Source organism: Bacillus sp. AFS055030 (assembly GCF_002574545.1).
In the GTDB taxonomy this organism is placed as follows: domain Bacteria; phylum Bacillota; class Bacilli; order Bacillales; family Bacillaceae_G; genus Gottfriedia.
Genome location: NZ_NUGT01000015.1, coordinates 174,151 through 198,968, shown reverse-complemented (window position 1 = coordinate 198,968; position 24,818 = coordinate 174,151). Strand labels below are relative to the sequence as shown.

At 32.3% G+C, this 24,818-nt stretch carries 32 protein-coding genes; 22 read left to right on the top strand and 10 right to left on the bottom strand.

Annotated elements, in window-relative coordinates:
* Positions 1–398 precede the first annotated feature (398 nt).
* The 5 genes from CN925_RS06075 (at position 399) to CN925_RS06055 (ending at position 5,561) form a co-directional block, all read left to right on the top strand.
* Positions 399–1,040 (top strand): response regulator transcription factor, encoded by a 642-nt coding sequence (locus CN925_RS06075; protein WP_098845359.1) that lies wholly within the window; start codon positions 399–401, stop codon positions 1,038–1,040.
* Positions 1,041–1,057: 17 nt separating this feature from the next.
* On the top strand, positions 1,058–2,161 hold the full coding sequence (locus tag CN925_RS06070) for a sensor histidine kinase (RefSeq protein ID WP_098845358.1): 1,104 nt from the start codon (positions 1,058–1,060) through the stop codon (positions 2,159–2,161).
* Between the two features lie 156 nt (positions 2,162–2,317).
* Entirely contained in the window at positions 2,318–3,253 is a 936-nt protein-coding gene (locus CN925_RS06065; RefSeq protein WP_098845357.1) for an ABC transporter ATP-binding protein, read from the top strand.
* Between the two features lie 36 nt (positions 3,254–3,289).
* Positions 3,290–4,414 (top strand): ABC transporter permease, encoded by a 1,125-nt coding sequence (locus tag CN925_RS06060; protein WP_098845356.1) that lies wholly within the window; start codon positions 3,290–3,292, stop codon positions 4,412–4,414.
* A gap of 1 nt (position 4,415) precedes the next feature.
* Positions 4,416–5,561 carry an ABC transporter permease gene (locus CN925_RS06055; protein ID WP_098845355.1) on the top strand — a complete coding sequence of 382 codons (1,146 nt, stop codon included), beginning with the start codon at positions 4,416–4,418 and terminating at the stop codon, positions 5,559–5,561.
* 49 nt (positions 5,562–5,610) lie between these two features.
* Here CN925_RS06055 and CN925_RS06050 read toward each other — a convergent pair whose 3' ends face one another.
* From CN925_RS06050 to CN925_RS06040, 3 genes are all read right to left on the bottom strand, one after another.
* Positions 5,611–5,994, bottom strand: a complete 384-nt coding sequence (locus CN925_RS06050) for a VOC family protein (RefSeq protein ID WP_098845354.1) — start codon at positions 5,992–5,994, stop codon at positions 5,611–5,613.
* 87 nt (positions 5,995–6,081) lie between these two features.
* Positions 6,082–6,762: a bacillithiol biosynthesis deacetylase BshB2 gene (bshB2, locus tag CN925_RS06045; protein WP_098845353.1), complete on the bottom strand. Its 681-nt coding sequence runs from the start codon at positions 6,760–6,762 to the stop codon at positions 6,082–6,084.
* 16 nt (positions 6,763–6,778) lie between these two features.
* Positions 6,779–7,123, bottom strand: a complete 345-nt coding sequence (locus CN925_RS06040) for a YojF family protein (RefSeq protein WP_098845352.1) — start codon at positions 7,121–7,123, stop codon at positions 6,779–6,781.
* A 426-nt stretch (positions 7,124–7,549) separates the two neighbouring features.
* Between CN925_RS06040 and CN925_RS06035 the strand changes: the two genes are divergently transcribed.
* Both CN925_RS06035 and CN925_RS06030 read left to right on the top strand, forming a co-directional pair.
* Positions 7,550–7,939: an FtsB family cell division protein gene (locus tag CN925_RS06035; protein WP_098845351.1), complete on the top strand. Its 390-nt coding sequence runs from the start codon at positions 7,550–7,552 to the stop codon at positions 7,937–7,939.
* Positions 7,940–8,230: 291 nt separating this feature from the next.
* The gene (locus CN925_RS06030; protein ID WP_098845350.1) at positions 8,231–8,548 is read left to right on the top strand and encodes a hypothetical protein; all 318 of its coding nucleotides are present in this window, start codon (positions 8,231–8,233) and stop codon (positions 8,546–8,548) included.
* A 51-nt stretch (positions 8,549–8,599) separates the two neighbouring features.
* On the opposite strand, the gene tatC is transcribed toward CN925_RS06030, so the two are convergent.
* Positions 8,600–9,328 (bottom strand): twin-arginine translocase subunit TatC, encoded by a 729-nt coding sequence (tatC, locus tag CN925_RS06025; protein ID WP_098845349.1) that lies wholly within the window; start codon positions 9,326–9,328, stop codon positions 8,600–8,602.
* A 334-nt stretch (positions 9,329–9,662) separates the two neighbouring features.
* Here tatC and CN925_RS06020 point away from each other — a divergent pair, with 334 nt between their 5' ends.
* The 3 genes from CN925_RS06020 to CN925_RS06010 all read left to right on the top strand — a co-directional run bounded on the left by CN925_RS06020 (position 9,663) and on the right by CN925_RS06010 (position 11,094).
* The gene (locus tag CN925_RS06020) at positions 9,663–10,265 is read left to right on the top strand and encodes a metal-dependent hydrolase (RefSeq protein ID WP_180232870.1); all 603 of its coding nucleotides are present in this window, start codon (positions 9,663–9,665) and stop codon (positions 10,263–10,265) included.
* Positions 10,266–10,342: 77 nt separating this feature from the next.
* Positions 10,343–10,771, top strand: a complete 429-nt coding sequence (locus CN925_RS06015) for a hypothetical protein (protein ID WP_098845347.1) — start codon at positions 10,343–10,345, stop codon at positions 10,769–10,771.
* Positions 10,772–10,794: 23 nt separating this feature from the next.
* Positions 10,795–11,094 carry a DUF2653 family protein gene (locus CN925_RS06010; RefSeq protein ID WP_180232869.1) on the top strand — a complete coding sequence of 100 codons (300 nt, stop codon included), beginning with the start codon at positions 10,795–10,797 and terminating at the stop codon, positions 11,092–11,094.
* A 47-nt stretch (positions 11,095–11,141) separates the two neighbouring features.
* On the opposite strand, the gene CN925_RS06005 is transcribed toward CN925_RS06010, so the two are convergent.
* A complete protein-coding gene (locus CN925_RS06005) occupies positions 11,142–11,336 on the bottom strand; it encodes a YqzH family protein (protein WP_098845345.1) in 195 nt (64 codons plus the stop codon).
* 165 nt (positions 11,337–11,501) lie between these two features.
* Here CN925_RS06005 and CN925_RS06000 point away from each other — a divergent pair, with 165 nt between their 5' ends.
* The 8 genes from CN925_RS06000 (at position 11,502) to CN925_RS05965 (ending at position 17,671) form a co-directional block, all read left to right on the top strand.
* A complete protein-coding gene (locus CN925_RS06000) occupies positions 11,502–12,764 on the top strand; it encodes a Y-family DNA polymerase (protein ID WP_098845344.1) in 1,263 nt (420 codons plus the stop codon).
* Positions 12,765–12,855: 91 nt separating this feature from the next.
* Complete coding sequence (locus tag CN925_RS05995; RefSeq protein ID WP_056475525.1) at positions 12,856–13,188, top strand: YolD-like family protein; 333 nt, start codon at positions 12,856–12,858, stop codon at positions 13,186–13,188.
* Positions 13,189–13,265: 77 nt separating this feature from the next.
* Positions 13,266–13,490, top strand: coding sequence for a DUF1659 domain-containing protein (locus CN925_RS05990; RefSeq protein WP_098845343.1), 225 nt, complete (start codon positions 13,266–13,268; stop codon positions 13,488–13,490).
* Between the two features lie 17 nt (positions 13,491–13,507).
* Positions 13,508–13,723 carry a DUF2922 domain-containing protein gene (locus CN925_RS05985; RefSeq protein WP_098845342.1) on the top strand — a complete coding sequence of 72 codons (216 nt, stop codon included), beginning with the start codon at positions 13,508–13,510 and terminating at the stop codon, positions 13,721–13,723.
* A 389-nt stretch (positions 13,724–14,112) separates the two neighbouring features.
* Positions 14,113–14,952 carry a Cof-type HAD-IIB family hydrolase gene (locus CN925_RS05980; protein ID WP_098845341.1) on the top strand — a complete coding sequence of 280 codons (840 nt, stop codon included), beginning with the start codon at positions 14,113–14,115 and terminating at the stop codon, positions 14,950–14,952.
* A 579-nt stretch (positions 14,953–15,531) separates the two neighbouring features.
* Positions 15,532–15,978 (top strand): BclA C-terminal domain-containing protein, encoded by a 447-nt coding sequence (locus tag CN925_RS05975; RefSeq protein ID WP_098845340.1) that lies wholly within the window; start codon positions 15,532–15,534, stop codon positions 15,976–15,978.
* A 162-nt stretch (positions 15,979–16,140) separates the two neighbouring features.
* Positions 16,141–16,635, top strand: coding sequence for a DinB family protein (locus tag CN925_RS05970; protein WP_180232868.1), 495 nt, complete (start codon positions 16,141–16,143; stop codon positions 16,633–16,635).
* Positions 16,636–16,741: 106 nt separating this feature from the next.
* A complete protein-coding gene (locus tag CN925_RS05965; protein ID WP_098845338.1) occupies positions 16,742–17,671 on the top strand; it encodes an aminoglycoside phosphotransferase family protein in 930 nt (309 codons plus the stop codon).
* 58 nt (positions 17,672–17,729) lie between these two features.
* On the opposite strand, the gene CN925_RS05960 is transcribed toward CN925_RS05965, so the two are convergent.
* The 3 genes from CN925_RS05960 to CN925_RS05950 all read right to left on the bottom strand — a co-directional run bounded on the left by CN925_RS05960 (position 17,730) and on the right by CN925_RS05950 (position 19,760).
* Positions 17,730–18,350, bottom strand: coding sequence for a class D sortase (locus CN925_RS05960; protein WP_098845337.1), 621 nt, complete (start codon positions 18,348–18,350; stop codon positions 17,730–17,732).
* A gap of 3 nt (positions 18,351–18,353) precedes the next feature.
* Positions 18,354–19,406 (bottom strand): processed acidic surface protein, encoded by a 1,053-nt coding sequence (locus tag CN925_RS05955; RefSeq protein ID WP_098845336.1) that lies wholly within the window; start codon positions 19,404–19,406, stop codon positions 18,354–18,356.
* A 144-nt stretch (positions 19,407–19,550) separates the two neighbouring features.
* A complete protein-coding gene (locus CN925_RS05950; RefSeq protein ID WP_069033382.1) occupies positions 19,551–19,760 on the bottom strand; it encodes a CDGSH iron-sulfur domain-containing protein in 210 nt (69 codons plus the stop codon).
* 195 nt (positions 19,761–19,955) lie between these two features.
* On the opposite strand from CN925_RS05950, the gene CN925_RS05945 reads away from it, so the two are divergent.
* Positions 19,956–20,543: a GNAT family N-acetyltransferase gene (locus CN925_RS05945; protein ID WP_098845335.1), complete on the top strand. Its 588-nt coding sequence runs from the start codon at positions 19,956–19,958 to the stop codon at positions 20,541–20,543.
* A gap of 58 nt (positions 20,544–20,601) precedes the next feature.
* Positions 20,602–21,765: an iron-containing alcohol dehydrogenase gene (locus tag CN925_RS05940; protein WP_098845334.1), complete on the top strand. Its 1,164-nt coding sequence runs from the start codon at positions 20,602–20,604 to the stop codon at positions 21,763–21,765.
* Between the two features lie 40 nt (positions 21,766–21,805).
* On the opposite strand, the gene CN925_RS05935 is transcribed toward CN925_RS05940, so the two are convergent.
* Positions 21,806–22,723, bottom strand: a complete 918-nt coding sequence (locus CN925_RS05935; protein ID WP_483295170.1) for an alpha/beta hydrolase — start codon at positions 22,721–22,723, stop codon at positions 21,806–21,808.
* 20 nt (positions 22,724–22,743) lie between these two features.
* A complete protein-coding gene (locus CN925_RS05930; protein ID WP_098845332.1) occupies positions 22,744–22,989 on the bottom strand; it encodes a zinc ribbon domain-containing protein in 246 nt (81 codons plus the stop codon).
* Positions 22,990–23,386: 397 nt separating this feature from the next.
* On the opposite strand from CN925_RS05930, the gene CN925_RS05925 reads away from it, so the two are divergent.
* Together CN925_RS05925 and CN925_RS05920 are read left to right on the top strand one after the other, a co-directional pair.
* On the top strand, positions 23,387–23,707 hold the full coding sequence (locus CN925_RS05925; RefSeq protein WP_098845331.1) for a DUF3967 domain-containing protein: 321 nt from the start codon (positions 23,387–23,389) through the stop codon (positions 23,705–23,707).
* 657 nt (positions 23,708–24,364) lie between these two features.
* Positions 24,365–24,817, top strand: a complete 453-nt coding sequence (locus CN925_RS05920; RefSeq protein ID WP_142339194.1) for a hypothetical protein — start codon at positions 24,365–24,367, stop codon at positions 24,815–24,817.
* Position 24,818 lies beyond the last annotated feature (1 nt).

Genomic DNA, 24,818 nt, shown 5'->3' with positions numbered 1-24,818 from the left:
TCATTTTGCCGGCGTTAATTAAGCTGTTAATCTATTTGAAACTTTTTTGAGACGGTAGAAGTATAAAGAAAGAGGTTAAATGGTAAATATTTTTTAGTGAAATTTAATGGAGCGCTCAGTTAAATTTTACTAAATTTTTTGAGATATTTTCCTTTAACTATTGAACAAATTGTGAAATTAGTCGCAAAATGAGAGGTTATGTGTTTTCTTTACATTTTTATTGAATACGCCAGCTTCGTAAAACATTAAAATTATGAAGTTAAGTGTTTTGTTTGTGAAATCAATGAGATTAATCTTGTTCTTCTCATGGTATTTAGTCGTTAGTGGTATATAATGGAAATATAATACACGGAATAAAGGATGTGAAAAAGAGGTAGAAATGTTCTCCCTCTATTCGAATGAAAATAAAAATTATTATTGCTGATGATAATTCATTTATTAGAGAAGGTCTTAAAATCATATTGAGCTCTTATGAAGAGTTTGAAGTATTAGAAACCGTAGATGATGGGAATGAAGCGTTAAAATATTGTCAAAATAATGAAGTAGATGTTGCGCTTTTAGATGTTCGAATGCCAAATATGAATGGTGTAGAAGCTACTAAGCATATTTCTGAGCAAACTAAAACAAAGCCACTTATTTTAACCACTTTTGATGATGATGAGTATATTATTGATGCTTTGAAAAATGGTGCAAAAGGTTATTTATTAAAAAATAATGAACCAGAACGTATTCGAGAAGCGATTAAAAGTGTTTTTCATGGAAATACAATCATGCAAGATTTAGTGCTAGATAAAATTAGAACCAATTTAACAAATAATACGAATACACCAGATACGAAAATAGATACGAGCTTGTTTACCCAAAGAGAGCTAGATGTAATGGCTTTAATCGCAAAAGGGTTTTCGAATAAGGAAATTTCTAAACAAATTTATATTTCTGAAGGAACGGTAGCTAATTATATTACTTCAATTCTCGGAAAAACAGGGCTAGAACATCGAACACAAATCGCTATTTTCTATATTACTGGGAAAGTAGACTAACGCAAAAGGAGTTACTTATGGAGCGTTGGATTATTTTAAATAAGCTCTCAGTTATTTTGTATATCGCCTATATTTGTATTCAAAACGAAATTCCTAATTTCTCTTGGGTTCTTTTTGCATTACTTGTTTATTTTTGTTTAAATATTAGTCTTTATTTAATAAAAAATAGATCGTTGATAAAATTTTTATTAATCATATCAATTTGTCTAATTGCCTATTCCAATTTAAAGATTCAGCCATTATTTCTTTTACTACTACCAATGTCAATCTTAGAGCTCATTTCTTTTTTTACTTCAAATAAATGGATTGGTTGCTTTCTTGCACTATTTCCAATTTTCTATGTACCTTATTCTTTACAGCCTATTTATGGATTAATTTCATTATTTAGTTTTAACGTCTTATCGGTTGTTACTTTGTATAACACTAGATTATCGTTTAAAGAAGAGCAAATTGACAAGATGAGGAGTACAATTCAAAAGCTTTCAAAAAAGATAAATAACCATAATGAGTTTATTGAGCAATCAGAATATACCTTTAAATTGGAGGAACGAAATCGTATTTCTCAAGAAATACATGATAAAATAGGGCATTCAATGACAGGTGCACTATTTCAAATGGAAGCAGCTAAACATTTAATGAGTACTAATCAAGATAAAGCATTAGAATTGCTACAAAATGCGATTAATATTTCAAAGGATGGTATCGAAAACATAAGACTCACTTTGAAAAATATGAAGCCTCCAACTGAACAAATGGGAATTCACCATATGAAATTATTCATAGATGAATTTTCTGCTAAGCATGATTTAAAAACTTTGTTTGTTTATAAAGGAAATCTCGATCTTATTACTCCCATTCAATGGAAAGTAATTCAAGAAAATGTAGTTGAAGCTTTAACAAATACGTTGAAATATGCAAATGCAACAGAGGTTTCGATTGAAATACATGTCATGAATAAAATGATCAAAACAAATGTAAAAGACAATGGGAAAGGCAAAGTGAAAATCAAAAAAGGTTTAGGAATCATTGGGATGGAAGAGAGAACAGCGGCTATAAACGGGAAAATAATAGCAGATGGTCATGATGGTTTTTCAGTTACAACACTGCTTCCAATCCAATAATTTCATCTAGTGATATGAATTTCTATTATGTCCATCATGATTTTGCCTAAATAAAAACATGAATATTCTCATGTGAAAAGGGTGAACTAATACACTGATATTAGTTCACCCTTTTGCTTATAATAGCATCATACACAAAGTTTAAGAGGTGAGAGGATGAAAGTTTTAGAGATTAAAAATTTAACTAAAAAGTTCGGGGATTTTATAGCGGTCGATAATATGTCTTTATCAATTGAAGAAGGAGAAATTTTCGGATTTCTTGGAGCAAATGGAGCGGGGAAAAGTACGACGATTAATATTATTTCTGGGCTACTTCGAAGTAATCAAGGTACAATCGAAATCCTAGGAAAAAACAGTAAGAAACATAGTAATTTCGCAAAAATGAATATTGGTATGGTACCTCAAGACTTAGCAATTTATGAAGATTTAACTGCCTATGAAAATGTTAGATTTTTCGCTGGACTATATGGTTTAAGAGGTTCGGAATTAAATGAAAGAGTAGAAGAAGCCTTACAATTTGTTGGATTAGTAGATAAATTTAAGGAATATCCAAAAAATTTCTCTGGTGGAATGAAGAGACGATTAAATATTGCGTGTGCAATTGCACACCGACCTAAACTGATTATTATGGATGAACCAACTGTTGGGATTGATCCTCATTCACGAAACTATATTCTTAATAGTGTACGAAAGCTTAATGAAATGGGTTGTACAATTATTTATACGAGCCATTACATGGAAGAAGTTGAAGAAATCTGCACACGTATTTCGATTATTGACCACGGAAAAATCATTGCTGAAGGAACGAAGGAACAGCTTAAATCGATTATTACGAATACAAAGGATATTCGAATTGAAGTTAAAACGACTGAAACTATTGATGTTACGGAGCTTAAATCGATTAATGGTGTTGAAAATGTTCATATTTTCGATAATGTTATTACGATTACTTCGGATAATGGTGTGAATAATTTAAATAAAATCATTCAACATTTTATTAATAATGAAATCGAAATTAGTTCATTACAGGAAAATGCACCTAACCTAGAAACTGTTTTCCTTACATTAACAGGTCGGAATTTACGTGATTAACTTTTTGGAAAATTATTTTATAAGGAGGCAATTGGCTTGAATATTTTTAATATTGCTTTCATGGAAATTAAGCGTGACTTTCGAGATGTAAGGAACCTATTTTTTATGTTAGCATTTCCAATTATTTTAATGCTTGTTTTAGGTACTTCACTTTCAAATGCTTTTTCAACATCTGTCCCGATTACAGATGTTCACGTTCTATATAAAGATCAATCAACAACTGGTGAGTTTTCGCACTATTTCAATGAATTCATGAAAGGTACGAAAAAGTCTGGAATTCATTTTAAAAAAGTTCAGGGTAATACAAATGGTGTATATGAAGTGAAACGAAATCATTATGACGGCTATATTTCTATTCAAGATAATGGAATAAAGCTTTATACCAATGAAGGAAACAGTGTTGAAGGTAGTGTTATTCAAGGGATGTTAACTTCTTTTGTAGACAAATATAATGTCGGGGTTGAAGTTGCAAAAATCGATCCAACTCAAGTTAAAGAAGTCTTTTCAAGTAATTCTCATGATGATTATATTAAGGATACGTCCATTGCATCAAATAAACAGCCAGGTTCGATGGATTATTACGCGATTGCAATGACGACGATGATTGCTCTTTATGCAACCATGTCTGCAAGTAAATTGATAACAGGAGAAAGAGTTAGAAAAACTGCTGATCGATTAATCGTTTCTCCTATTTCTAAATTTGAGATTTTTATAGGAAAAATACTTGGAAGTTTAGTTGCAAATTTTCTGTGTATTATTGTCGTTGTCTATTTCAGTAAATTCTTTTTTAAAGCCAACTGGGGTAGCCATCTATTAGTAGTCTTTATTGTTTTACTAACGGAAGTTCTTCTATCAATTAGTTTAGGTTTGGTTGTAAGCTATATCACGAAATCAAATGCATCATCTAGAGCAATTATCATGATTGTTGTGCAGCTATCTTCATTTTTTGGCGGAGCTTACTTTAAATTAGGCGAGACTAGTGGGATTTTAAAATTCATTACGCAGCTTTCACCACTTACATGGGTTAATACGGCGATTACAAAAATTATCTATGCAAATGACTTATCTGCTGCAATCCCGGCGCTTGTCTTTAATATTGGTTTTTCTTTATTATTTCTATTTCTTGCATCTATTTCTCTACAAAGAAGGGAGGGTCTATAGGATGCAAACAGTTTTATGGCTAATTTCGAATACTTTAAGAGCTACTTTTAAAAATAAGAAAAATATTATTATGTATATTTTAGTACCTCTAATTGGTATTTTTATTTCCTTTCTTGCTTATGGTGGTTCCAATAAAACAATCGTTCATATTGGGGTTGTCAATGAGGATTATCAATACATTGCAAATGATACGATCAAGTTTTTAAAACACTTAGATAATGTTCATATTGAAATATTAAACAATTCTGATGCCAATGATCAGATTGCTTCAGGATCACTTGATTGTGTTATTTCTTTCCATGATGGTTTTACAGATAGTGTACGTTCTGGTAACCCAAATCATATTCAAATATCATCTATAAAAGGCGCTCAAATTACGAGCTTTGTAAAATCTTATTTATACAATTATATCGACAATGTTTCAGCTATTGGTAGAGTGGCCAAAACAGACCAAACTAAATTTAATCAAATGTATTCCAACTATCAAAATGCAAGCTTTAAGGTAGAAACAAAAACATTATCCGATTCGTCTCAATCTGAAAATATGACGACATATAGTCTAGGCTTTTTAATCATGATTATGTTAATGTCAGCAGGGAATCTTTCTGAAATTATTTTAAAGGAAAAAGAAAATCGAATTTACTTCAGACTTTTGTCAGCACCAATTAATGCTAGAAAATATATTTTCTCAAATGTTGTAGTCAATATGATTGTCATGACTATTCAAGTAATTATTACGCTTCTCTTTATGACGAAAGTATTTCATATCGATATTCATATTCCGTTTTGGGAAGCAGCGGTTGTTATGATGCTTTTTGCTTTGGTCTCAGTCGGAATCTCATTAATGATTGTGGCGTTCTCTAATAGTTCGAAATCATCTGGAGCATTGCAGAACTTAATCGTTGTTCCAACTGTCATGATTTCCGGTTGTTTCTGGCCAATTGAGATTATGCCGCCATCCGTACAAAGAATTGCGGATTTTCTTCCTCAAAGATGGACGTTAGAGACATTAGCGAAGTTGCAACAAGGAAGTAGTTTAGGAAGCTTATATTTAAATATTTTAATCCTACTAGTTTTTGCGGCTGCATTTTTCTTAATTGCTATTTATAAGTTTAGTCGTAATAGTTCTACTAGAAATTTTGTGTAAGTATTAAAAAAATCCATCTCTTTTTTTAGAGATGGATTTTTTAGCTAGTTTATTCGTCCATTGAACTACAAATTTCAATAAAATGACCGTCTGGATCTGCTATATATGCTACTGTTTGGCCCCATGGCTTTGTAATTGGTTCTTTGATGATGGTTACACCTTTAGATCGTAAATCTTCTATTGTTGAATGGACATCATTAGTTACAAATCCGATTTCAAAGGTTTGGGAGGATGCTTCAGTCTGTTTATAATTTAATCCAGTAAGCTCTTTGACATTTCCACGTTCAATCATAGCAAGGACGGTATTGCCAGTATCTAATTCTACATACGTACCATGATTTCCACGAATAGGAAGGCCTAAAGACTCAGTATAGAAAGTAAGAGATTTTTCTAGACTTGAAACATATAAAATTAAATACCTCATTTTCAACATTTCATTAACCTCCAGAATAGTTTAATCTCTTTTTCTTTCTACATATATAAGATTTTTACCTTCTTAAGTATTGGTCTTGGCAAGTGCTTATTCAAACTGATAAGTATAGAACGATTCTTTTGCAAAAAATGATTTTAATCGATCATCAGGTATATCTTCGAATTTCTCGATTTTTACAACGTCTTTTAGCATCGCTTCTGTTTGAGAACGGTGTGCTTTCATCGTTCTTAGTTTTTGGGTTGCAACATCCATTACATCATTCACGATATCTGGTTTCCCTAAAACTTCAAAGCGTTCTTTTGTAATGGCAATACACCATACTGTTGGACGATCTTCTTTATCCATTCGTCGAACTGCTTCAACAGCAGCTCTTGCAGTTGCATCATGGTCTGGATGGACACCATGTTCTGGATAGAAAGTAATTAATAATGTTGGCTGGATTTCGTCGATGATCTCCTTTATTGGGCGAATTACATCCTCAGGGTCTTCGAACTCAATTGTTTTATCATGGAATCCTAGCATTCTTAAATCTTGGATTCCCATTTCTCTACAAGCGTCGATTAATTCGTTTTTACGTATTGCAGGAAGTGACTCTCTTGTTGCGAAAAATGGATTTCCCATATTTCGTCCCATTTCTCCTAAAGTTAAACAAGCGTATGTAACCGGAATCCCTTTATTTGTAAACTTTGAAATCGTCCCAGCAGCCCCAAAAGCTTCATCATCAGGGTGAGGGAACACAAGTAATACTTTTTCTTGTTTTTGACTCATTTTTAGTGCTCCTCTCTTAAAATGGCGTGTGGCTTAAATGTATGGCAATTGCAAGCTTTCCATCCTCATTATGACCTGCTAGTAGGAGGCGACCTTGGTCATCAACTTCAAAATCAGTTAATCCTTCTGCAACAACCCAGCCCTCTTCAAGCTTTAATCCTACACGGTATGGGTATTTGCCTGTAATCGTAGCACGGCTAATGATTACTTTTGTATTTCTGATAAAGGCATTTACTGTCATTACTTTTTCATTAAAGTGATTAGCATATGCACCATTTGTAGTTTCTAAATGTAAATAGACTGTTTGATTTATATAATTTTGAAGTGCATCTTGTGCTGCACTAATTTCTAATTTTTGCATTTTCTCGTACCTCCTTTAAAAAGTATTATAATCCAACTTTCCCTAAATTGGTAATTTGTTGGCTTGTGATTTTGAACATAAAAAGATCCCTATCTAATTGGGTGATAGGGATTGGGGGGATGTGTATAACATGATTACTAAAATTTAACTGTTTAAATATTCAGTTAATTTATATTTAATATACATGATGCTGAAATATTCGTCAACTACTTTTGTTGAAAAAATTTAAAATATTCAAAAAATAGGGAAGAAAGGTAATTAATGGATTCTTTTTATTGATATTTTACGTACCAGAACTCGACAAAAAAGACGAACTTCTGTGTAAAACAGTCAATTTTTTACTTGTTTTACCTTTTTTTTCTTTGCTAAAAAGATATTAATTGTTAAACTAGAGTAGAATAATATTTTTAAAGGGAGGTTTATAACGTGAAGGCAGAAGCGAAAAAACTATATAATCTACAAAGAGAAGAATTAAACAAGCCTTCTCGTAATCAATTTCCACAGACTAAAAAAAGAAAAACAATTCGAATCCATCGAATCATTTTGACAACATTGTTTTTATCTTTAATTGTCGTATCTGGAATATATATGTTTAGTCAAAATAAGATCGTATCGGCAAAGCAACGTGAGCTTTCAACATTACAAGTCGAACAAAAAAAAGTGGCTAAAACTGAAAAAGATTTAAACAGACAGATTAGACTATTAAATAATCCGGATTTCATAGCAAACTATGCTCGTGATCAATACATGTTCTCTAAAAAAGGAGAAACAATCATCATCGTGCCGAAATCAAAAGATGAAATCAGCTCAAATTAATAATTGATTAAACTGAAAGATTCGCATAGATATGGGAATCTTTTTTCTATATTTATTATAGAACTAACGTTCGTTTTTGGCAAGTTAAATGTCGAACGTACGAACTTAAATAGGAAGAAGGGAATAGGTTTTTTTCAGATCTTTTCAACTTTTCGCTTATAATTTGACGCTTTCTCTGATTCTTTTGTTGTCTATTCAGTTCTAATTACCCATGTTTTCTACAAAATTTTTACTATTCTGAAAAATACATCTTTGTTATAATTTAAATAAGCTTAAATAAGGAGGATTAACATGAAAAAGTTCATTTACGTTTTTGCTATTTTAATTGTACAAGTAATTTTGACGTTCCTTGTTAGTGTTCTTTCGGATTCATCGGCTAGTAATATTGCTATTATGGTAGGATTCGTTACGACGGTCTTCCTTTATTGGAAAACAGCTAAAAAAGTAAGTTATACTCCCTTGGAGCGGTATCAGTGGTTGCGTGCTGCTGGATTAGAATTTAATGACTTACATAAAGATTTTCAAAGAAAAATTGCTATTAAAGCTTCGTTAATTTATAGTTTTTCAGGTTTAATTGTTACTTTGTATTCATCACATATCATATTATGAGGTAGTCAAAAAAATGGACAAGCATACTAAATGCTGTCCATTTTTTATTTTTTATTCTGATTCTTGTTGTAGGCGTTTAATACGTCTTCTAAATGCGACGGATGAAACAAGAATACTTAATTCGTATATCACTAACAATGGTAAGCTTGTCATCATATCAGATACAAAATCAGGCGGTGAAATTGCTGTTCCGATAATAATAAGGATAAAATATGCAAATCGTCGAGATTTTCTTAAAAATGCCGGTGATACGATACCGATACTTGTTAAAAATAATATAATGACTGGTAAATCAAAGAAAAACGCAAAAGGAACTACTAAGTTAAATAAGAAGCTAAAATAGCGTTCAGCTGTGAATGTAACTGTTACTAAGTCTTCTCCTATATCCTGTAAAAATTTTAAAACGTTTGGAAAGATGAAATAATAGCCAAATGCTAATCCGCAAACGAACAATAAGAACAAAGCTGGTATGTAAAGCATTGTGCTTTTTCGTTCTTTTACATGCAAGGCAGGCTTTACAAACGCCCATATTTGGTAAGCTATTACAGGGATACTACACGCAATAGCGAACACTCCACCAATCATTAGATAAATCCAAAGGACATCACTTGGACCAAGCGCTAAAAGCTTTCCATCTAAATCTTGAACAAGGAAATTGAATATAGCTTTCGTATAATATAATCCAATCCCTAAAAAAATAACGAATGCAACAATAACTTTTATTATTCGATTTCGAAGCTCATCTAAATGGTCAATGACACTCATTTCTTTTTCTTGCATAATTTCCCCCAAAGCAAACTGTGAATGTATTTTATTACTCTTTTAAAGTATAAGTTGGCAAAGCGATGTCGATTACGGGTGTAGTTTGCAAATTCTTAAGAAAAAAGTGTAAGTGCAACTCCGTCTAGTCTTCGCCTAAAAGGCTCATCAATCGACTTAGTTTTCTATAATATTGAGCTTCCTATATTTTGTCAGAAAAAAGAACAATCGTCAATGAATATAAGGATTTTAATTATTCTTTCATTACCATCATTTGTTAATTTATTCATATGAAAAAGAACTTTATCCGACTATAATAAAAGTATGAATATGTAACATAAGGAAGGTACCCATTTTGGATGGAAAAAGTCATGTAATTGTAGGATTATTTGCAACTGGTGTCACAATGTATGTAACAAAAAATGATTCTATGACTGTCCCACTTATAGTTGGTGCAATCAGTAGTTTGGCTCCTGATTTAGATCATCATAATAGTTCATTAACAAAAAAAGTTTCAATGCCGCTAAAAGTTCTTTTCAGCTTATTATTTTTAGCTGCTTCATTATTTATTGTTGTGAAGACAGGGAAGTTAATTTATTCTGGATCATGGATTTATGCAGTAGGTATTCTCATTTTATTTATTGTTTGTGTTAGTTGGTTACGGAATTTAAAAACAATCTTAATGTTAACGGGCATATTAATAGCAGTTATTGGTTGGTTTTTCTTTTATGGTTATTGGTCAATCTTTACGTTTGGATTGTTTGTTGCTGTTTCTTCGAGATTAAAGCATCGCGGGCCAACTCATTCTCTTTACTTTTTAGCTTTTTGGAGTGGAATTTGTTATTTACTGCAAAAAGACTTGATGATAAATGGATTATGGTTAGCTGGTACAGTCGGTTATTTTTCTCACTTATTAGCAGATCAGTTGTTTACAAAACAAAGTATTAAGTGGTTATAGACCTCTTTAATTTTCACATTTTTTTATGAAAAATGTTTCATACTAAGAAAGATGTGATGATGAAAGAAGGGTCAATATTGAAAAAAATAAATTCTCTACTATCCATGTCGATTTTGTTTTTTATGCTTGCTTTGTCAATCCCGGTTGATGCAAGTAGTCATACGTATAACAATCAACGTATTAAGGTGAATACGAATTCGTTTGCTTCTAGCAAACAACCATCAACGCATCTTGCAATTAGGAGATCGTATCGTTCTAATAGAAGTTATCGACCAACAGCACCTAGGTCGAGTTATCGATCTTATAGAAGTCCTGGAAGGAATTTTTTAGGGTATGCAGGTGCATTTGGGTTAGGCTCTCTTTTTGGTTCGATGCTAAACCCCTTTGGTGGCTACTATGGTGGTCAGCAGTTTGGCTTTTCATTTTTCGGATTACTATTAGACATTTTAGTCATCATAGTGATTATTTGGTTTATTAAGAAAATTTTTCGTAGAAACCGCTATTAACTTTCCACTTTTTGAGGTGAATTGTGAAAATCTATTTTGATGAACAAGATGTTGCCAATGCAATTTGTGTATATGTGGCTGATTTAGAAAGAATTCGCCCAGAAAGTGTGCAAATTGAGTTTCAATTTGATGAGAATGACGGGGTAAGCTGTCAAGTTTCGGCAAATCATCGGAACGTATTGTATGATGAGCAACAAATATCTGACGCAATTGGTTTTTACTTGGAAGAGATTCATCGTTTTTCATCCTATGCAATGGAAATCATTATTGGGTTTGATGAAGAAGATGGCATTACGAGTGAAATATCATTTATCAATTCATAAAACCCGAGAGAGAACTGGCCGTTCTTTCTCGGGTTTTTTCGGGTTGCTTAAGCATAATTTGTTATGTATTCGTAAACAATATCTTGTACTAATTCATGTAATTCATATTCACCATTTAATTGTTTAGTAACGATTTGATCGTATAGTTCATCTAGTAGATTTGCTGTAATCCACTGTTCGTGCTCTCCTCTATATTGCATTAACGCTCGTTTAATCATTTGCTTTACAAACTGTCCATCCACTTTTAGTCTTTCCTTTCTTAAGTTAATTTTTAGTATAGCTAAAATTTTGTATTGTTCCAAGTGTAAAAAATTTATTGAAATCGAACGTATATTCGTTTAATATATGTTTATAATAAAAATAAGAACATTAGTTCTGCTATTTTTTGGGAAATCGGAGTGATATGTATGAGCATTTGTTATGAAGAGTTGCCACATCATCGGATATTATGCATCGATATGAAGAGCTTTTATGCAAGTTGTTCTGCCGTCATGCTCGAATTAGATCCATTAGAATGTTATTTAGCAGTTGTAGGAGATGTGGAGAGAGAAGGAAGTATTGTACTTGCAGCTTCCCCACGGTTAAAAAAGGAATTTGGGATTAAAACAGGATCAAGGGTTTTTGAAATACCAAAAGATCCGCGAATCAAAGTTGTCAATCCTTCAATGTCAAAATATCTAGAAATCTCAACGAACATAGTAAAGTTATTAAATGAATTTGTACCCTTAGAGGACTTACATGTATACAGTGTTGATGAATGTTTTTTAAAGGTGGATGGAGTGAAGAGATTATGGGGGGATGCATGGGAGATTGCCGAAAAAATTCGTACAGAGATTATGGCACGATTTCAATTACCTTGTTCGATTGGGATTGGACCGAACATGCTTTTGTCGAAGCTCTGCTTAGATTTAGAAGGAAAAAAAGATGGGATAGCAGAGTGGACTTATGAAGACGTAGAAAAAAAACTATGGCAAGTGAGTCCTCTTAGTGAAATGTGGGGAATCGGTAAAAGAACTGAACGAACTTTAAATACAATGGGTATTTTTACCGTAGGACAGTTAGCGAAATATCCTCTTCATTTGCTGGAGAAGAAATTCGGAGTGATGGGAAATCAACTATATCATCATGCGTGGGGAGTAGATCTGTCTGAGCTAGGTGCGCCTATAATGAACGGACAAATTAGTTTTGGTAAAAGCCAAATATTAATGAGAGATTATACGAAAGTCGAAGAAATTAAATTTGTTATTCGTGAAATGTGTGAAGAAGTTGCACGCCGAACTCGTAATGCTAAGAAGGCTGGACGTACAATTACATTAGGAATTGGATATAGTCGTGAGGAATTCGGTGGAGGATTTTCCCATGCGTATACAATGGATGAACCTACAAATATTACGTCAGATTTATATGAAACCTGTACAAAATTATTTGATCGATATTATGAAGGGAAGACAGTTCGGCAAATTCTCATTTCTCTTTCAAATATTGTAAGTGATGAAATCATGCAGTTAAATTTGTTTGATCAGAAAAAACCTCAAAAGCGCAATTTAGGATATGTGATGGACGCAGTCCGAAAAAAATACGGATCATCTTCCTTGCTCTGGGCTGTTTCTTATGCAGAAGGAGGAACAGCCCTTGCCCGAAGCAAGCTAGTAGGTGGACATAAAGGTTAAAAATTTCCTTTTGTCCTTTTTCCGCTGCAAGTGAAAGCCACTAGTTCTACCCTACCTAAGATAAAAAGAGAAGAAAAGGAGAAGAATGCCGATGATTCGTGACCGTGGCACAATTAAATGGACGTCAATGATGTTACCGGAACATGTAAAAATGCTTCGTGATTGGAAAGTATCACAAAATTATGAACAACAAAAAGATGTAGATGAACAATTATTAGAGGAAATGAACCGTCATCTTCAACAGGCAATTCACGAAGATGAAAGTGTACAAATTACTTATTATAAAGATCACTATCACCATAATGTAAAAGGAAAAATAGGGAAAATTAATTTACACCAAAATAGACTATCCATTTATGAAGAACAAGCTGGATATATGGAGCTGTTATTAAGTGATATCGTGGACGTGAAGATTGGATCTTGAAAATAGAAAAAATAATTAACCATTAACGAAAACACCCCCTTTTTTATGTACATATACATCGAAAGGGGGAGTTGAAAATGGCACAAATTGCTACTCAACAACTAACATTGTATGTAAATTTACATGCAGGAAAAGATGCACAAGGAAAAATCATAGTCAAGAGGAAGGCATATAAAAATGTCCGAGTTGATGTTGATTTAGTAAAACTAAGTGAAATTGGTAATGCCTTAGCATCATTGCAAGATTTACCAGTAGTAGAGCTAGAAGTAGTAAGCAATGGATTACTTTTAAGCAGTTTCTAAAAAAGGAGGAAAGCGTTATGGTTCAAACATTAGAACTTAAATTTTTAAATGAAAACGAAAAGGTTGTTACACTAACAGTAGACAATCCAACAATTCCAGTTGATCCAGCATTAATCAATCAAGTAATGGATAAGATTGTAGAGAATAATGTATTCACTTCTACAAGTGGAATGATCGTAGCCAAACAAGGCGCACGCTTGGTTAATAAAGAGATTGTTGAGATAGAGTTATAGGCTCTATTAAGGTTAGAAAAAGAGTTTTGTAGGCAGTCCAAAGACCTTCTAAAAATGCAGAAGGTCTCAGTGTGTAGACAAAGTACAAAAAATCTGATTTTCAGACTGATTGCAAGCGCTTGTCTTTCGAGGCGCGAAGCCTGGTGAGGAGCGGAGTTACCTTAGACGGTAATGAGCACCGCGCAGGCAGGCGAAGCAACGAAGAAAGCGAGCGTTTGTCAACAGTCTAAAGACCTTCTAAAAATGCAGAAGGTCTTTTTTTGCGTTATAATAATAAAGAATGAAATATAAAATAGAAAATAGTTAAATTGTAATAAGAGTGCTTTAGTAGAATTGGGGGACTGTTAGCATTCAGACTATAAGAGAATAGTAGAAAAGGAGAGAACCACATGGCATTAATTGCAATTGATATGGATGGTACACTCGTAAATGGTAAGAACGGAATACCGATGGAAAATATTGAAAGCATCCGAGCAGCACAAAAAGAAGGAATCCATGTTGTCATTTCTACAGGTAGAATGTATGAAAGTGCGAAGGAAGTATTAGATGAGGCTGGTCTAACTTGTCCGATTATCTGTTTAAACGGCTCTCAAATTTATGACTATGAGGCGAAAATTTTGCACAACGATTCAATGGATAAAGAAATTTTTGCAAAAGCCTTAAGTATATGTGAAGCGGAAAATAAAACATTTATTATTAGTACAAGTGAAGGGTCATTTACAAAGTGTCGAGATACACTATATGATGAATTTTTTACTGATAAGCAAACTGGCAAGACACACAAATTGACAGCTACTTTAAGAAAGATTCGTACTTATTCTTCTATTGAAGATTTTAATGAACTTGATGTATATAAAATATTATTTCTTTCCAAAAATGACGAGGTTATTAGTCGAATTCGTTTAAAACTAATGCATGAAGAGGGGCTACTCATTACTTCTTCAAGCTCCAATAACGTAGAAATTAATGCAGCAAATGTAAGTAAAGGAGCGGCATTATTAAAGCTTGCACCAATCCTTGGAGTAGATTTAAAAGAGAGCATGGCAATTGGAGATAGTTTTAATGATGTCTCTATGTTTAATCGAGTAGGATTTCCAGTAGCTATGGGAAATGCGAAAGAAGAGCTAAAAGGCTACTGTACATTTGTGACAAAAACAAATGAAGAAGCAGGCGTAGCTCATGCAATTTATCATTTTTTAGATCAAAAACAAAAATTAAAACAAAGCTAAATTTAGTTTATAACTAGCAAAAGAGGGAGTTCAAAATTTTGGACCTCTCTTTTTTTATGGAAAATATTGAGGATTTTCGAACATTTGATAATAGTTTCTTTTTGCAATCTATTACTTAGACCTATTTTAAAGACATAAAGATAGCATAGGCTAACATAATCTAAATATAAATTATAAAGGATGTGAAGTGTTAAAATGGATGCAGCCTTAAGTATATTTCCAATCATTTTTATGCTTTTTTACATTGCAATTCCGATAGGTCTTATAGTAGTAATCTCCAACTTCTATAAATTATGTAAAATACGAAACGAGGAATTAAAGAAGCAAAATGAACTATTAAATCGGATTGTAAATGTACTTGAAAGGTCATAGTTTTTCGTAATCCAATATATTTTTAAAGAACTTAGTCTGACGATGACTAAGTTTTTTTAATCTACTAAAAAAAATAAAAAACTAATGAACATGCTGTAACGAAAAGAAAAAACTATCATATTAATAAACTATATAACAAATATAGACAAGCCTTAAATACGCTACTCCTAAGAGGATTTATGTCTAATAATAAGAAAAGGTGATAGTATGAGATATCCAAGACCGCCAAGACATCATTTTCCACCAATACCTCCTGGCGAAAGTTTTGCATTTGTTACGAATAGTGGTGGAACAGTTTCTGTTATCAATGAAGGGACACTTGTAAGTTTTCCATCATTTCAGTATATAGGTGAAGGGATTACAATTAATCAAGCAAATGATCGATTAACAGTTGAGGCACCAGGTAATTACTTTATTACTTACACAGTGAATTTAAATGCACTATTAAACGTATCTACAAGAATATTAGTAAATGGTAGACCGATAAATGCATCAGCAATTGTAAATGAAGTAAATAGATCCATTTACAGTAGTCAAATAATTTTACCATTAGATGCTGGAGATACAATTTCACTTCAACTGTTTGACTTTGTTGGAGATGTTAAGTTGTTACAAGGCGCTGGAGCAACAATTAATCTATTCAGAGTTCATTAGTACAAGATTTAACCATCACTCTTTAAAAGATACAAGAATGCACTGCTTTTAAAAAAGTAGTGCATTTTTTAATAGGTTAAAATCATAAAGTAATAAAGGTAAATAGATTAATAACCACGAAAGACATATCGTAAACTATAAAATTAAAAAGGGAGAATGATCTTGAGTAAAAAAGAGTTTATATTAGATCAATTAGAAGCCTGTCGAAATGTTGGAAGTTGGATTCAACCGTTAAGTGTAGCATTGGAAAATTTAAGTTTAGAGAAAATAAGTTGGAGACAAAATGATTTTACTCATACGATCGGTGAAATCGTAAATCATCTGTATTTCTATAATGAACGATGGTTGAGAAGGTTTAAAGGAGAAAACCCAACTGAAGTGATTGAAAGTAATGCTTCAACTTTTCAGGAGATAAAAAATTTAACGAAAGAAGATTGGCAAGAGCTTGTTGAACGATTGGACGAGAATTTAGCGAAATGGCAGCAAGAAATAAAAGAAGCAGATGAATCAAAGTTTTATGAACAAATTCCAAATTTCCCAGTAGATGCAAGCTGGTGGGGAGCTTTATCTAATCTATGTACTCATAATGCCTATCATATTGGGCAAATCCTCTACATACGAAAAGCACAAGGTTCATGGGTATCAACAGAAGAGTAGGAACATCATTTAGATTGTCGGATAAGAAATAGTAGGTTATTTTGAAAGAAGTAGAAATAGATGGAAATAAAATAAAAGATAAATAAGGGAAATCGGGGAACGAAAGATGATCACACAAAATGTTAGGGGTAACATTTTAAAAAAATACAATATAAGCGAAGCGAATTTTTTAGGAAAGGGACAGGAAGCAGAAGTTTATTTTTATGATCAAGAGAGAGTCTTAAAATTATATAAACCAAGTGAATATTCAAAGCTAGAAATATTAAAGCAATTTTATGAATCAATGAATTCAAGTGATGTAAATGTTGAATTACCAAAAATTCACGAGATTATAAAAGAGAAGGACGTTGTTTTAACAATTGAAAAAAGAATTGAGGGCGGAAATATTCAAAAGGCTTTATCATATTATGATGAGCAAGCATTAGATTCTTTCTTTGAAAACTATCTATCTACACTATTAAGTATTCAAAGGATTCAATTAAAAAAGCAATTTAAAGGCATTAAATTATTAAGTGATTATGATGATATTTCCTCAAAAGATTGGAACGAGTTTTTAAAACAATCATTACTAAGAAAGAATACAGAAGTAGATTGTTATTTGAAAAGAGATGTATCAGATTACGAAGTGAAATTAAACCGATTAATCGATGCATTTACAGTTGGATACGAAGGAGAATATGCATTAGTACATGGTGATTTTTATCCATCAAATCTATTAGTAAATGTAGATGGACAAATTAATGGTGTCATAGACTTCGGATTAATGACATTATATGGGGACCCGTTATTTGATGTTGCATTAAGCTGGATTTTATTTGATTTATATGATGAGTTGGGTGAAATAAAGTTAGAAAAATATTTAAATAAAGTAGTTAATCAATTAGGCGAAGAAGTTAGAAGTACAATTCATTTGTACGTACTTTTTTATAGTATTTATTCAGCAAATTTCTTTTCCAAAACTTGTAGTGATGGACACTATAAGTGGAGTGTTCGTAATTTAAATAACGAAAAATTTTGGGCTGCACTAAAAATTTAATAAAAAATATGAAACGCTAATAAAAAATGCTCACTATTAAATAGTAAGCATTTTTTGTTTATTTATTTACTTCTGATTTGACTAAACTAGCTACAAGTATATAACGCTGTGGTGCATGTCCAATAAAATTAAACGGATAACAAGTGCTTACCGTTAAAGTTGGTCTTGGTTTAGGGATAATAACCGTGCGATCATCTTTATCCACGATACGAATCTTATGAACTTTGTAAGTAAATGTACCAGCCGAAGTTTTAACAATTAATAAATCGCCCACTTTTACTTTGCCAAGCCCACGAAATACAGTATCTCGATGTCCAGCAAGAACACTATTGTCTCTTTCACCTGGCATCACAGATTTAGCATAATGACCTATACCTTTTGCAAGTTCATCCTCATCTGTCCCATGGAAGATTGGTAGAGTTGCTTGAATTCGAGGAATCGTTAATGAACCCATTTCATCGCCAAATTTAGGATAAGTCTTGTAAAGCGGTTCGTCTCTTTTCATTTGCTTCAATTTAGTTTGAGTTTCTGTTTTGATTTCTTTTTTGAAATCATCCTTTGACTGTTTGTACAGTACATAGGTTTTAATTAAAGAATAAGCATTTGTTGAAGCAAAAAATAATCCGACAAGAAAAAAGAGTGCTAATAATATAAGTAGAACTTTTCGTTTTCGATTCATAGCTTATCGTTTAACAATTACCTTTTTACGTAAAACAACAGCAGTTAACATCATTAACATACCAGCGATTGTCCATTCAGTTGTATGAGTTGCAGTATTTGGAAGTTTACCGCCATTTTCCGTTCTTACTGTAACAGTTGGTTTTGGATTTTTAATTGCTTTTTGAGTATCTTTAACGATCTCTACGATTTCTTCATCAGCAATCAATTCATCTGATGAGAAGAAAGCGTCTAATAATAGATTACCAGCGTTATCATCAATCTCTAAATATACTTTTATATTTTCCAGAGACTCTAAAGAATCGTCCATTGTAAGTAATTTAGCAAAAGTTAAAGGAGTTTTAACGCCATTTTGTTCAATTGCAATTTTAATATCAATCTTTAAAGTAGATTGAAGCTCTTTTACGATATTCATTAATTCTACTTTTAATGCAGCTGGTAATTCTTCTGGAGTAGCCTCAGTATCCATTGAGAAAAATTCAGGATAATTTTCTACTAAAGCAGATGCACGTTCTGATAATGCTTCTAATTTTGCTTCAACAGCAGGATCATCATTCACAACTTTTTCAAAGTGTGTAGATATATTATTAATCTCTGCTTCAGTAATTCCGATCTCTGAAAGGGCAGAATAAATCTCTTCCATAGAAGGGAATTCATCTTCTACACTACCTGACTCATCTTCATCTAAATAAATTAAGTTTTCGATATCAGAAGTAAAATAATATGTATCTAGTAATGATGCATTTTCGTCCATATCATCATAGTAAACTGCTAAATCGATTATTTCATCTTCAGTGTAACCGTATTCATCTAGAAGAGCATCTAATGTTTTTTGAGTAAGTCTTTCACCTAATGTATCTTTTAACTCATCAACTGAATCGAAATCAGAAATCGACTCACCGTAGTAAGAGGTTAAATACTCCTCTAATTGCTGTTGAGTTAGATCGATACTAACTAAATAAGTTTTTAATTCATTTGCATCTGGCGCAGCATATGCCGTTACACCTGGTACAACTAACGCCGCAGATAAAACAACTGAAGCTAATGCCTTTTTCATACTTTTTCCCCCTTAAATAGTGCGTTCCCAAAAAGAAATGTGATTAGAACAGTTTTATGAATGATTCAGATGTAAAAAAGGTATGAGGGCATAAGAAAGCCGATTATTTAGAATTACCCAATAATCGGCGCCAGAAAAATAAAATTATTCTGATTCTTTTGGAGCTCGAACGACAGATTCGAATTTTCCTTTATGAGTACCGTCACAATATGGTAACTTACTTGACATGCCGCATCGACATAATGAGAAAGCTGCTTTTTGCGGATATGTATTCCCTTCAGCATCAACTAACTCAACAGTTCCAGTAACACGTAAAGGACCATTATCTAAAACCTTAATTTGAACATCAGACATATTAAATTTCCTCCTACACATCTTTAAATTATTATATATTACATTTATGTTAAAATAAATGGAATGTTTTAATAAAATATTAATTTTTAACATGAAATTATCATGAAACTATTGTAAAATAATAAAGTTATTCTTTTTATACTAAAAGATGTTAATGATCAACTATGAAGAATTTAAGGTAAGGAGTGACAATTCATGATTCGAATAGCCAAAAAAGAAGATGCCAAACAAATTGTCCCTCTAATTGTACAAGCGATTGAAGATATTGTATTTATGTTAACAGGGACATCATCCTATGAACAAGCAACACCAATTTTAGAATATTATGTTCAATCTGAACAAAATAGACTAAGTTACCGTAATTGTTTAGTGAAAGAATTTGAAGGGAAAATTGTAGGAGTCATTATAGCCTACCATCCCTTGGAATTATCAGTACTTGATCGTGAAATGCTTGAAATAATAAGTCGTAATTTAAATATTCAAGATGTTAAAGTAGATAAGGAAGCAGATGATGAAGATTTTTATATCGATACATTGTCAGTGCATCCAGATTATCAAGGCAAAGGAATTGGAACTGAATTATTAGAAGGATTACTTTCTTTTGCCAAAAATAAAGGGATTACACGAGTTTCGTTAAATGTTGATCAAGACAAACCTTCTGCTCGCAAGTTATATGAAAAAGTAGGATTTAAATATGAGAAAGTTAGATTAATAATGGATCATTCATACGATTATTTAGTATTCCCACTAAATAATAAAATATTCGAAACAAAAGTCGTTTAAGATGCATCCTTTCGATTGTTTAAGTTAAAATTAAGTTTGAACAATAGGAGGGATACATATGAAATTTTTTACATTTGCAAATCCGACTGAATTAATTTTTGGTAAAGATAGTGTACAAAAGTTAAAAGAAAAGGCTACGAGCTTTGGAAAGAATGTTTTACTTGTATACGGCGGTGGAAGTATTAAAAGAAATGGCCTATACGATCAAATAGTAGGTATTCTTAATGAAGCTGACAAGACAGTTTATGAACTAAGCGGAGTTGAACCAAATCCGAAATTATCAACAGTTCATAAAGGTATACAAATTTGTAAAGACCAAAATATTGACTTTATTTTAGCTGTTGGCGGTGGTTCTGTAATTGACTGTACAAAAGCTATTGCAGTAGGTGCAAAATTTGATGGTGAGATTTGGGATGTTATCACACGTAAAGCAGTCCCAACAGATGCATTAAAATTTGGAACAGTCTTAACGCTTGCAGCAACTGGTTCAGAAATGAACGCTGGGTCAGTTATTACAAATTGGGAAACAAATGAAAAATTAGGTTGGGGAAGTAAATTTAGTTACCCAACGTTTTCAATACTAGATCCTCAAAATACGTTTACAGTTCCTCGTGATCAAACAGTTTATGGATCAGTGGATATCATGTCACATGTTATTGAATCATATTTCCACCATGGAACAAATACAAAAATTCAAGATCGTTTCTGTGAAGGTATTTTAAAAACAGTTATTGAAACTGCTCCAATCGCAGTGGAGAAATTGGATGATTATGAAGCACGTGAAACGCTATTATATAGTGGAACGATGGCATTAAATGGAATCTTAAGTATGGGTGTCCAAGGAGATTGGGCTACACATAATATTGAGCATGCAGTTTCTGCAGTAACAGATATTCCACACGGCGGAGGGTTAGCAATTATTTTCCCTCATTGGATGGAATATGTAATGAGCGAAAATATAGATCGTTTCTGTCAATTTGCAGATAGAGTATTTGATATTAAGCAAGAATCAATGTCAAAAGAAGAATGGGCATTAGCTGGTATTAAAGCTTTACGCACATTCTGGAACCAAATCGGTGCGCCAAGTCGTTTAAGTGAGTACGGCATTACAAAAGAGCAACTACCTGCAATGGCAGCTAAAACAGTTAAATACGGCCCATTTGGTAATTTTAAAAAATTAGATCAAGAAGATGCATTGAAAATTTTAGAGGCAGCTCTTTAATAAATAAAAACTGGACAGAAAAATAACGCTGTCCAGTTTTTTATATTGAACGATGATTAACGCCAATATCATTTAAAAAAGATGAAACAATCGAATAGTATTCATCTTTGTTTTCATTCAAACTCATAGCATGTACACCATTTTTAGCAATGAATAGTTCTCTTTTATTTTGACTTTTCGCTTCAAATAATTTAAGAGTATGTGTATACGGAATATATGGGTCTGGTTTACTATGAACAAATAAAACTGGATTTTTAATATGATGTGTTGCTAGTAAAGGTGAAATATCCTTAATGAAAAATCCATTCCGAAGTTTTAACCAAATGCTAGAAACTGGAAGGATGGCCCATTTAGGAAGTTTATAATCCATTTTCAAACGATATGTAAGCTGTTCCTCGAATGTAGAGAATGCGCAGTCTGAAATATAGAAAGCTGCTGAATCCTCAACAAAACCAGCATATTGTAACATTGTACATGCTCCCATTGACTCCCCATGAATGCCAAGAATAATCTCACCTCTTAAATCCTTTAAATAATGAACAACAGATTGTAAGTCGTATTTCTCATAATAGCCATAGCTAGTTGTCTGTCCACCTGACTCCCCATGTCGTCTATGATCATAAGTAAGAACATTAAAACCAAGCTTTAAAAATAGTTCAGCATATTTAATTGAGTTATTTTTATTAACCGTAACACCATGTGTAATTATGACCCATTTATTTGTATCAAAAGGCTCAAACAAGTACCCTCTTAATTCATACCCATAGCGAGATTGAATAGAAAAGGGGTGTTTTTGGACAGAACGATATAATCCTTCATCAAATCGAAAATTTTCCAACTCGCGCTGATAAATAAACTCAAGTGAATTAGTTTTCATAAACAAAACTTGTTGTGTAAAAAATAAGCCAACTCCAATAAAATAAATAAGAAAAAGAACAGCTACAACAAGCCAAATCATCATAATAGAACCACTACTCTCTATCCAAAAAGAATATCAAGAATGGTAGTTAACTCACCGCGTGTTTTACCTTCTAAAATGGAAGGATTGTAAACCTCAACAAAACCGCAATTTAAACAAGAAACAAATAAAAAATGATTATAATCAATATCTAATAACTTACTTAAACCTGAACCAGACATTGATACTTCTTTCGTTTTAGCGTGTGTATGTTTACATTTCGAACAAACAAATCTATCCTTTAACAATTGTTCTGCTCTAGCCATAAATAAAACGCCTCCTTTTTAGTAAAGTGTATCATAAGGAAAAAGAAAATTTTATAAAGAGATTTTGACAATTTAATTAAGAAAAACAAGTTTGAGGATTAAACATTGTCCAATAATGATCAATAAATAGTGCTTCTTTTGGATGGAAGTTTATGATGCAGTAAAAAGTGAAAAGCTAGAGTTTTGGTTCTTGATGAGGCGTTTTAAGAATGGTCACGGAAAAACGGAGCGATATTCCGTGACCATTTTAGCAGGACCATAGATAAATAATCGACTGTACGCTTTACTGTTTGTTAAACATGATTACAAATTTATAACAGATGGAGAAAATGGTTCTAGACTCTTTACTGATAAGGATTTAGAACGATTTGAGCAAGTGATAGCACTTAAAGGAGTTATGAAGGTCGAAGAAGCCGTAAAACAAGTTATAAAAGAAAATTCAGTAAGCCTTTATAATCCTATAACACCATCTATAATGAATGATAAGCTTGATACAATTCTAGAAGAATTAAGAATTACAAATGAGCGTATGGGACAACTAGAGAAGGAAAATAAAGAGATCAAGGAAGAATTAGTGGAGCAGAGAAAAGCTACAACAAATCGTGATCAGGTACTTATGGAAACTATGAGGGCAATCCAAGAGCAAAAACAATTAATGTTAGAAGTTGCAGCCACTCAAAAAACCACTAAAAAATGGTGGGAAATTTGGAAGTTATAGCCTTTATAAATTTATAAACCCTTGATACTATTGTGTTTCAATGCATCAAAACCTGAATCTCAGACGTCATTTTTTTACAATCCTATATCCCTTTTACTGGTTTTATATATTTATAAAATCATAAGCCCTCCACTTCGTTACGGCCTGGAAGTTTTATCTTCTCTGCATGGATAACGAAGACCACGTTACCCATACATCCTAAATAAAACTGATCTTCCTCAACCTCTTACCTACATATATCCCATTTACATAAACACCATTACCGGCAATAAAAAAAGATTGTTCTGTTGAATCATAATAAGATTTCATAGAACAATCTTTTTATTGCCTTATTTAATTTTTCTTTTTCTAAGAAAGAAAAACAGTGAAATTAATATAATTATTGGTACTCCATAAATAATGAACGTATATACATAATCACCTAAAAACATATGATTCCCCATTGTTGTATTGCTTGTTCAAACTGATTCATACCTTAATTAACTATGGTTTCCTAATATATTCGTCTTCACTACATCAAATATTATTAGAATATTTTAATAAATAATGGAGTATTTATACTCATGTGTGCCATTTTATATATTTTGAGAAAAGGAGAATAAGACTATGAAACTAAAAATCACCAAAAAATTCAAATCCATACTGATGACTTTGACTATGACAATTGGTTTAGGTTTAGCTTCTTTTTCAATTGCTAATGCAGATTATGTAGATGCTTACAAGCAATTTAATGTAGGTCAGTATGGTGGTACTTATGAAAACGCAAAGGGTTTTACTGGGACCTATGGTGGTAATGGATATTTATCTAAGAAATCTACAATTATAGTAGATTCGTATGGGGCTAAAAAACTTTCTAAAGTATATATTTCAACTACAGTATATTCCGGAAAACCCTACTATCAACATTTATTTGCAGAGAGCACTCAAGGTGCTGTAATTCGTTACTATTTTAATGATAAATTTCTAAAAACTAATCCTACTGTTACTTGGACACCTTCTCCATCTTTTGGTAATATCATGTCTACGACTTGTTATATAATGTCTGATTATGCCGAAGCTGGTAGTGATATTGGGACTCAATATCGATATGTTACCATTTTTAAATACTAAA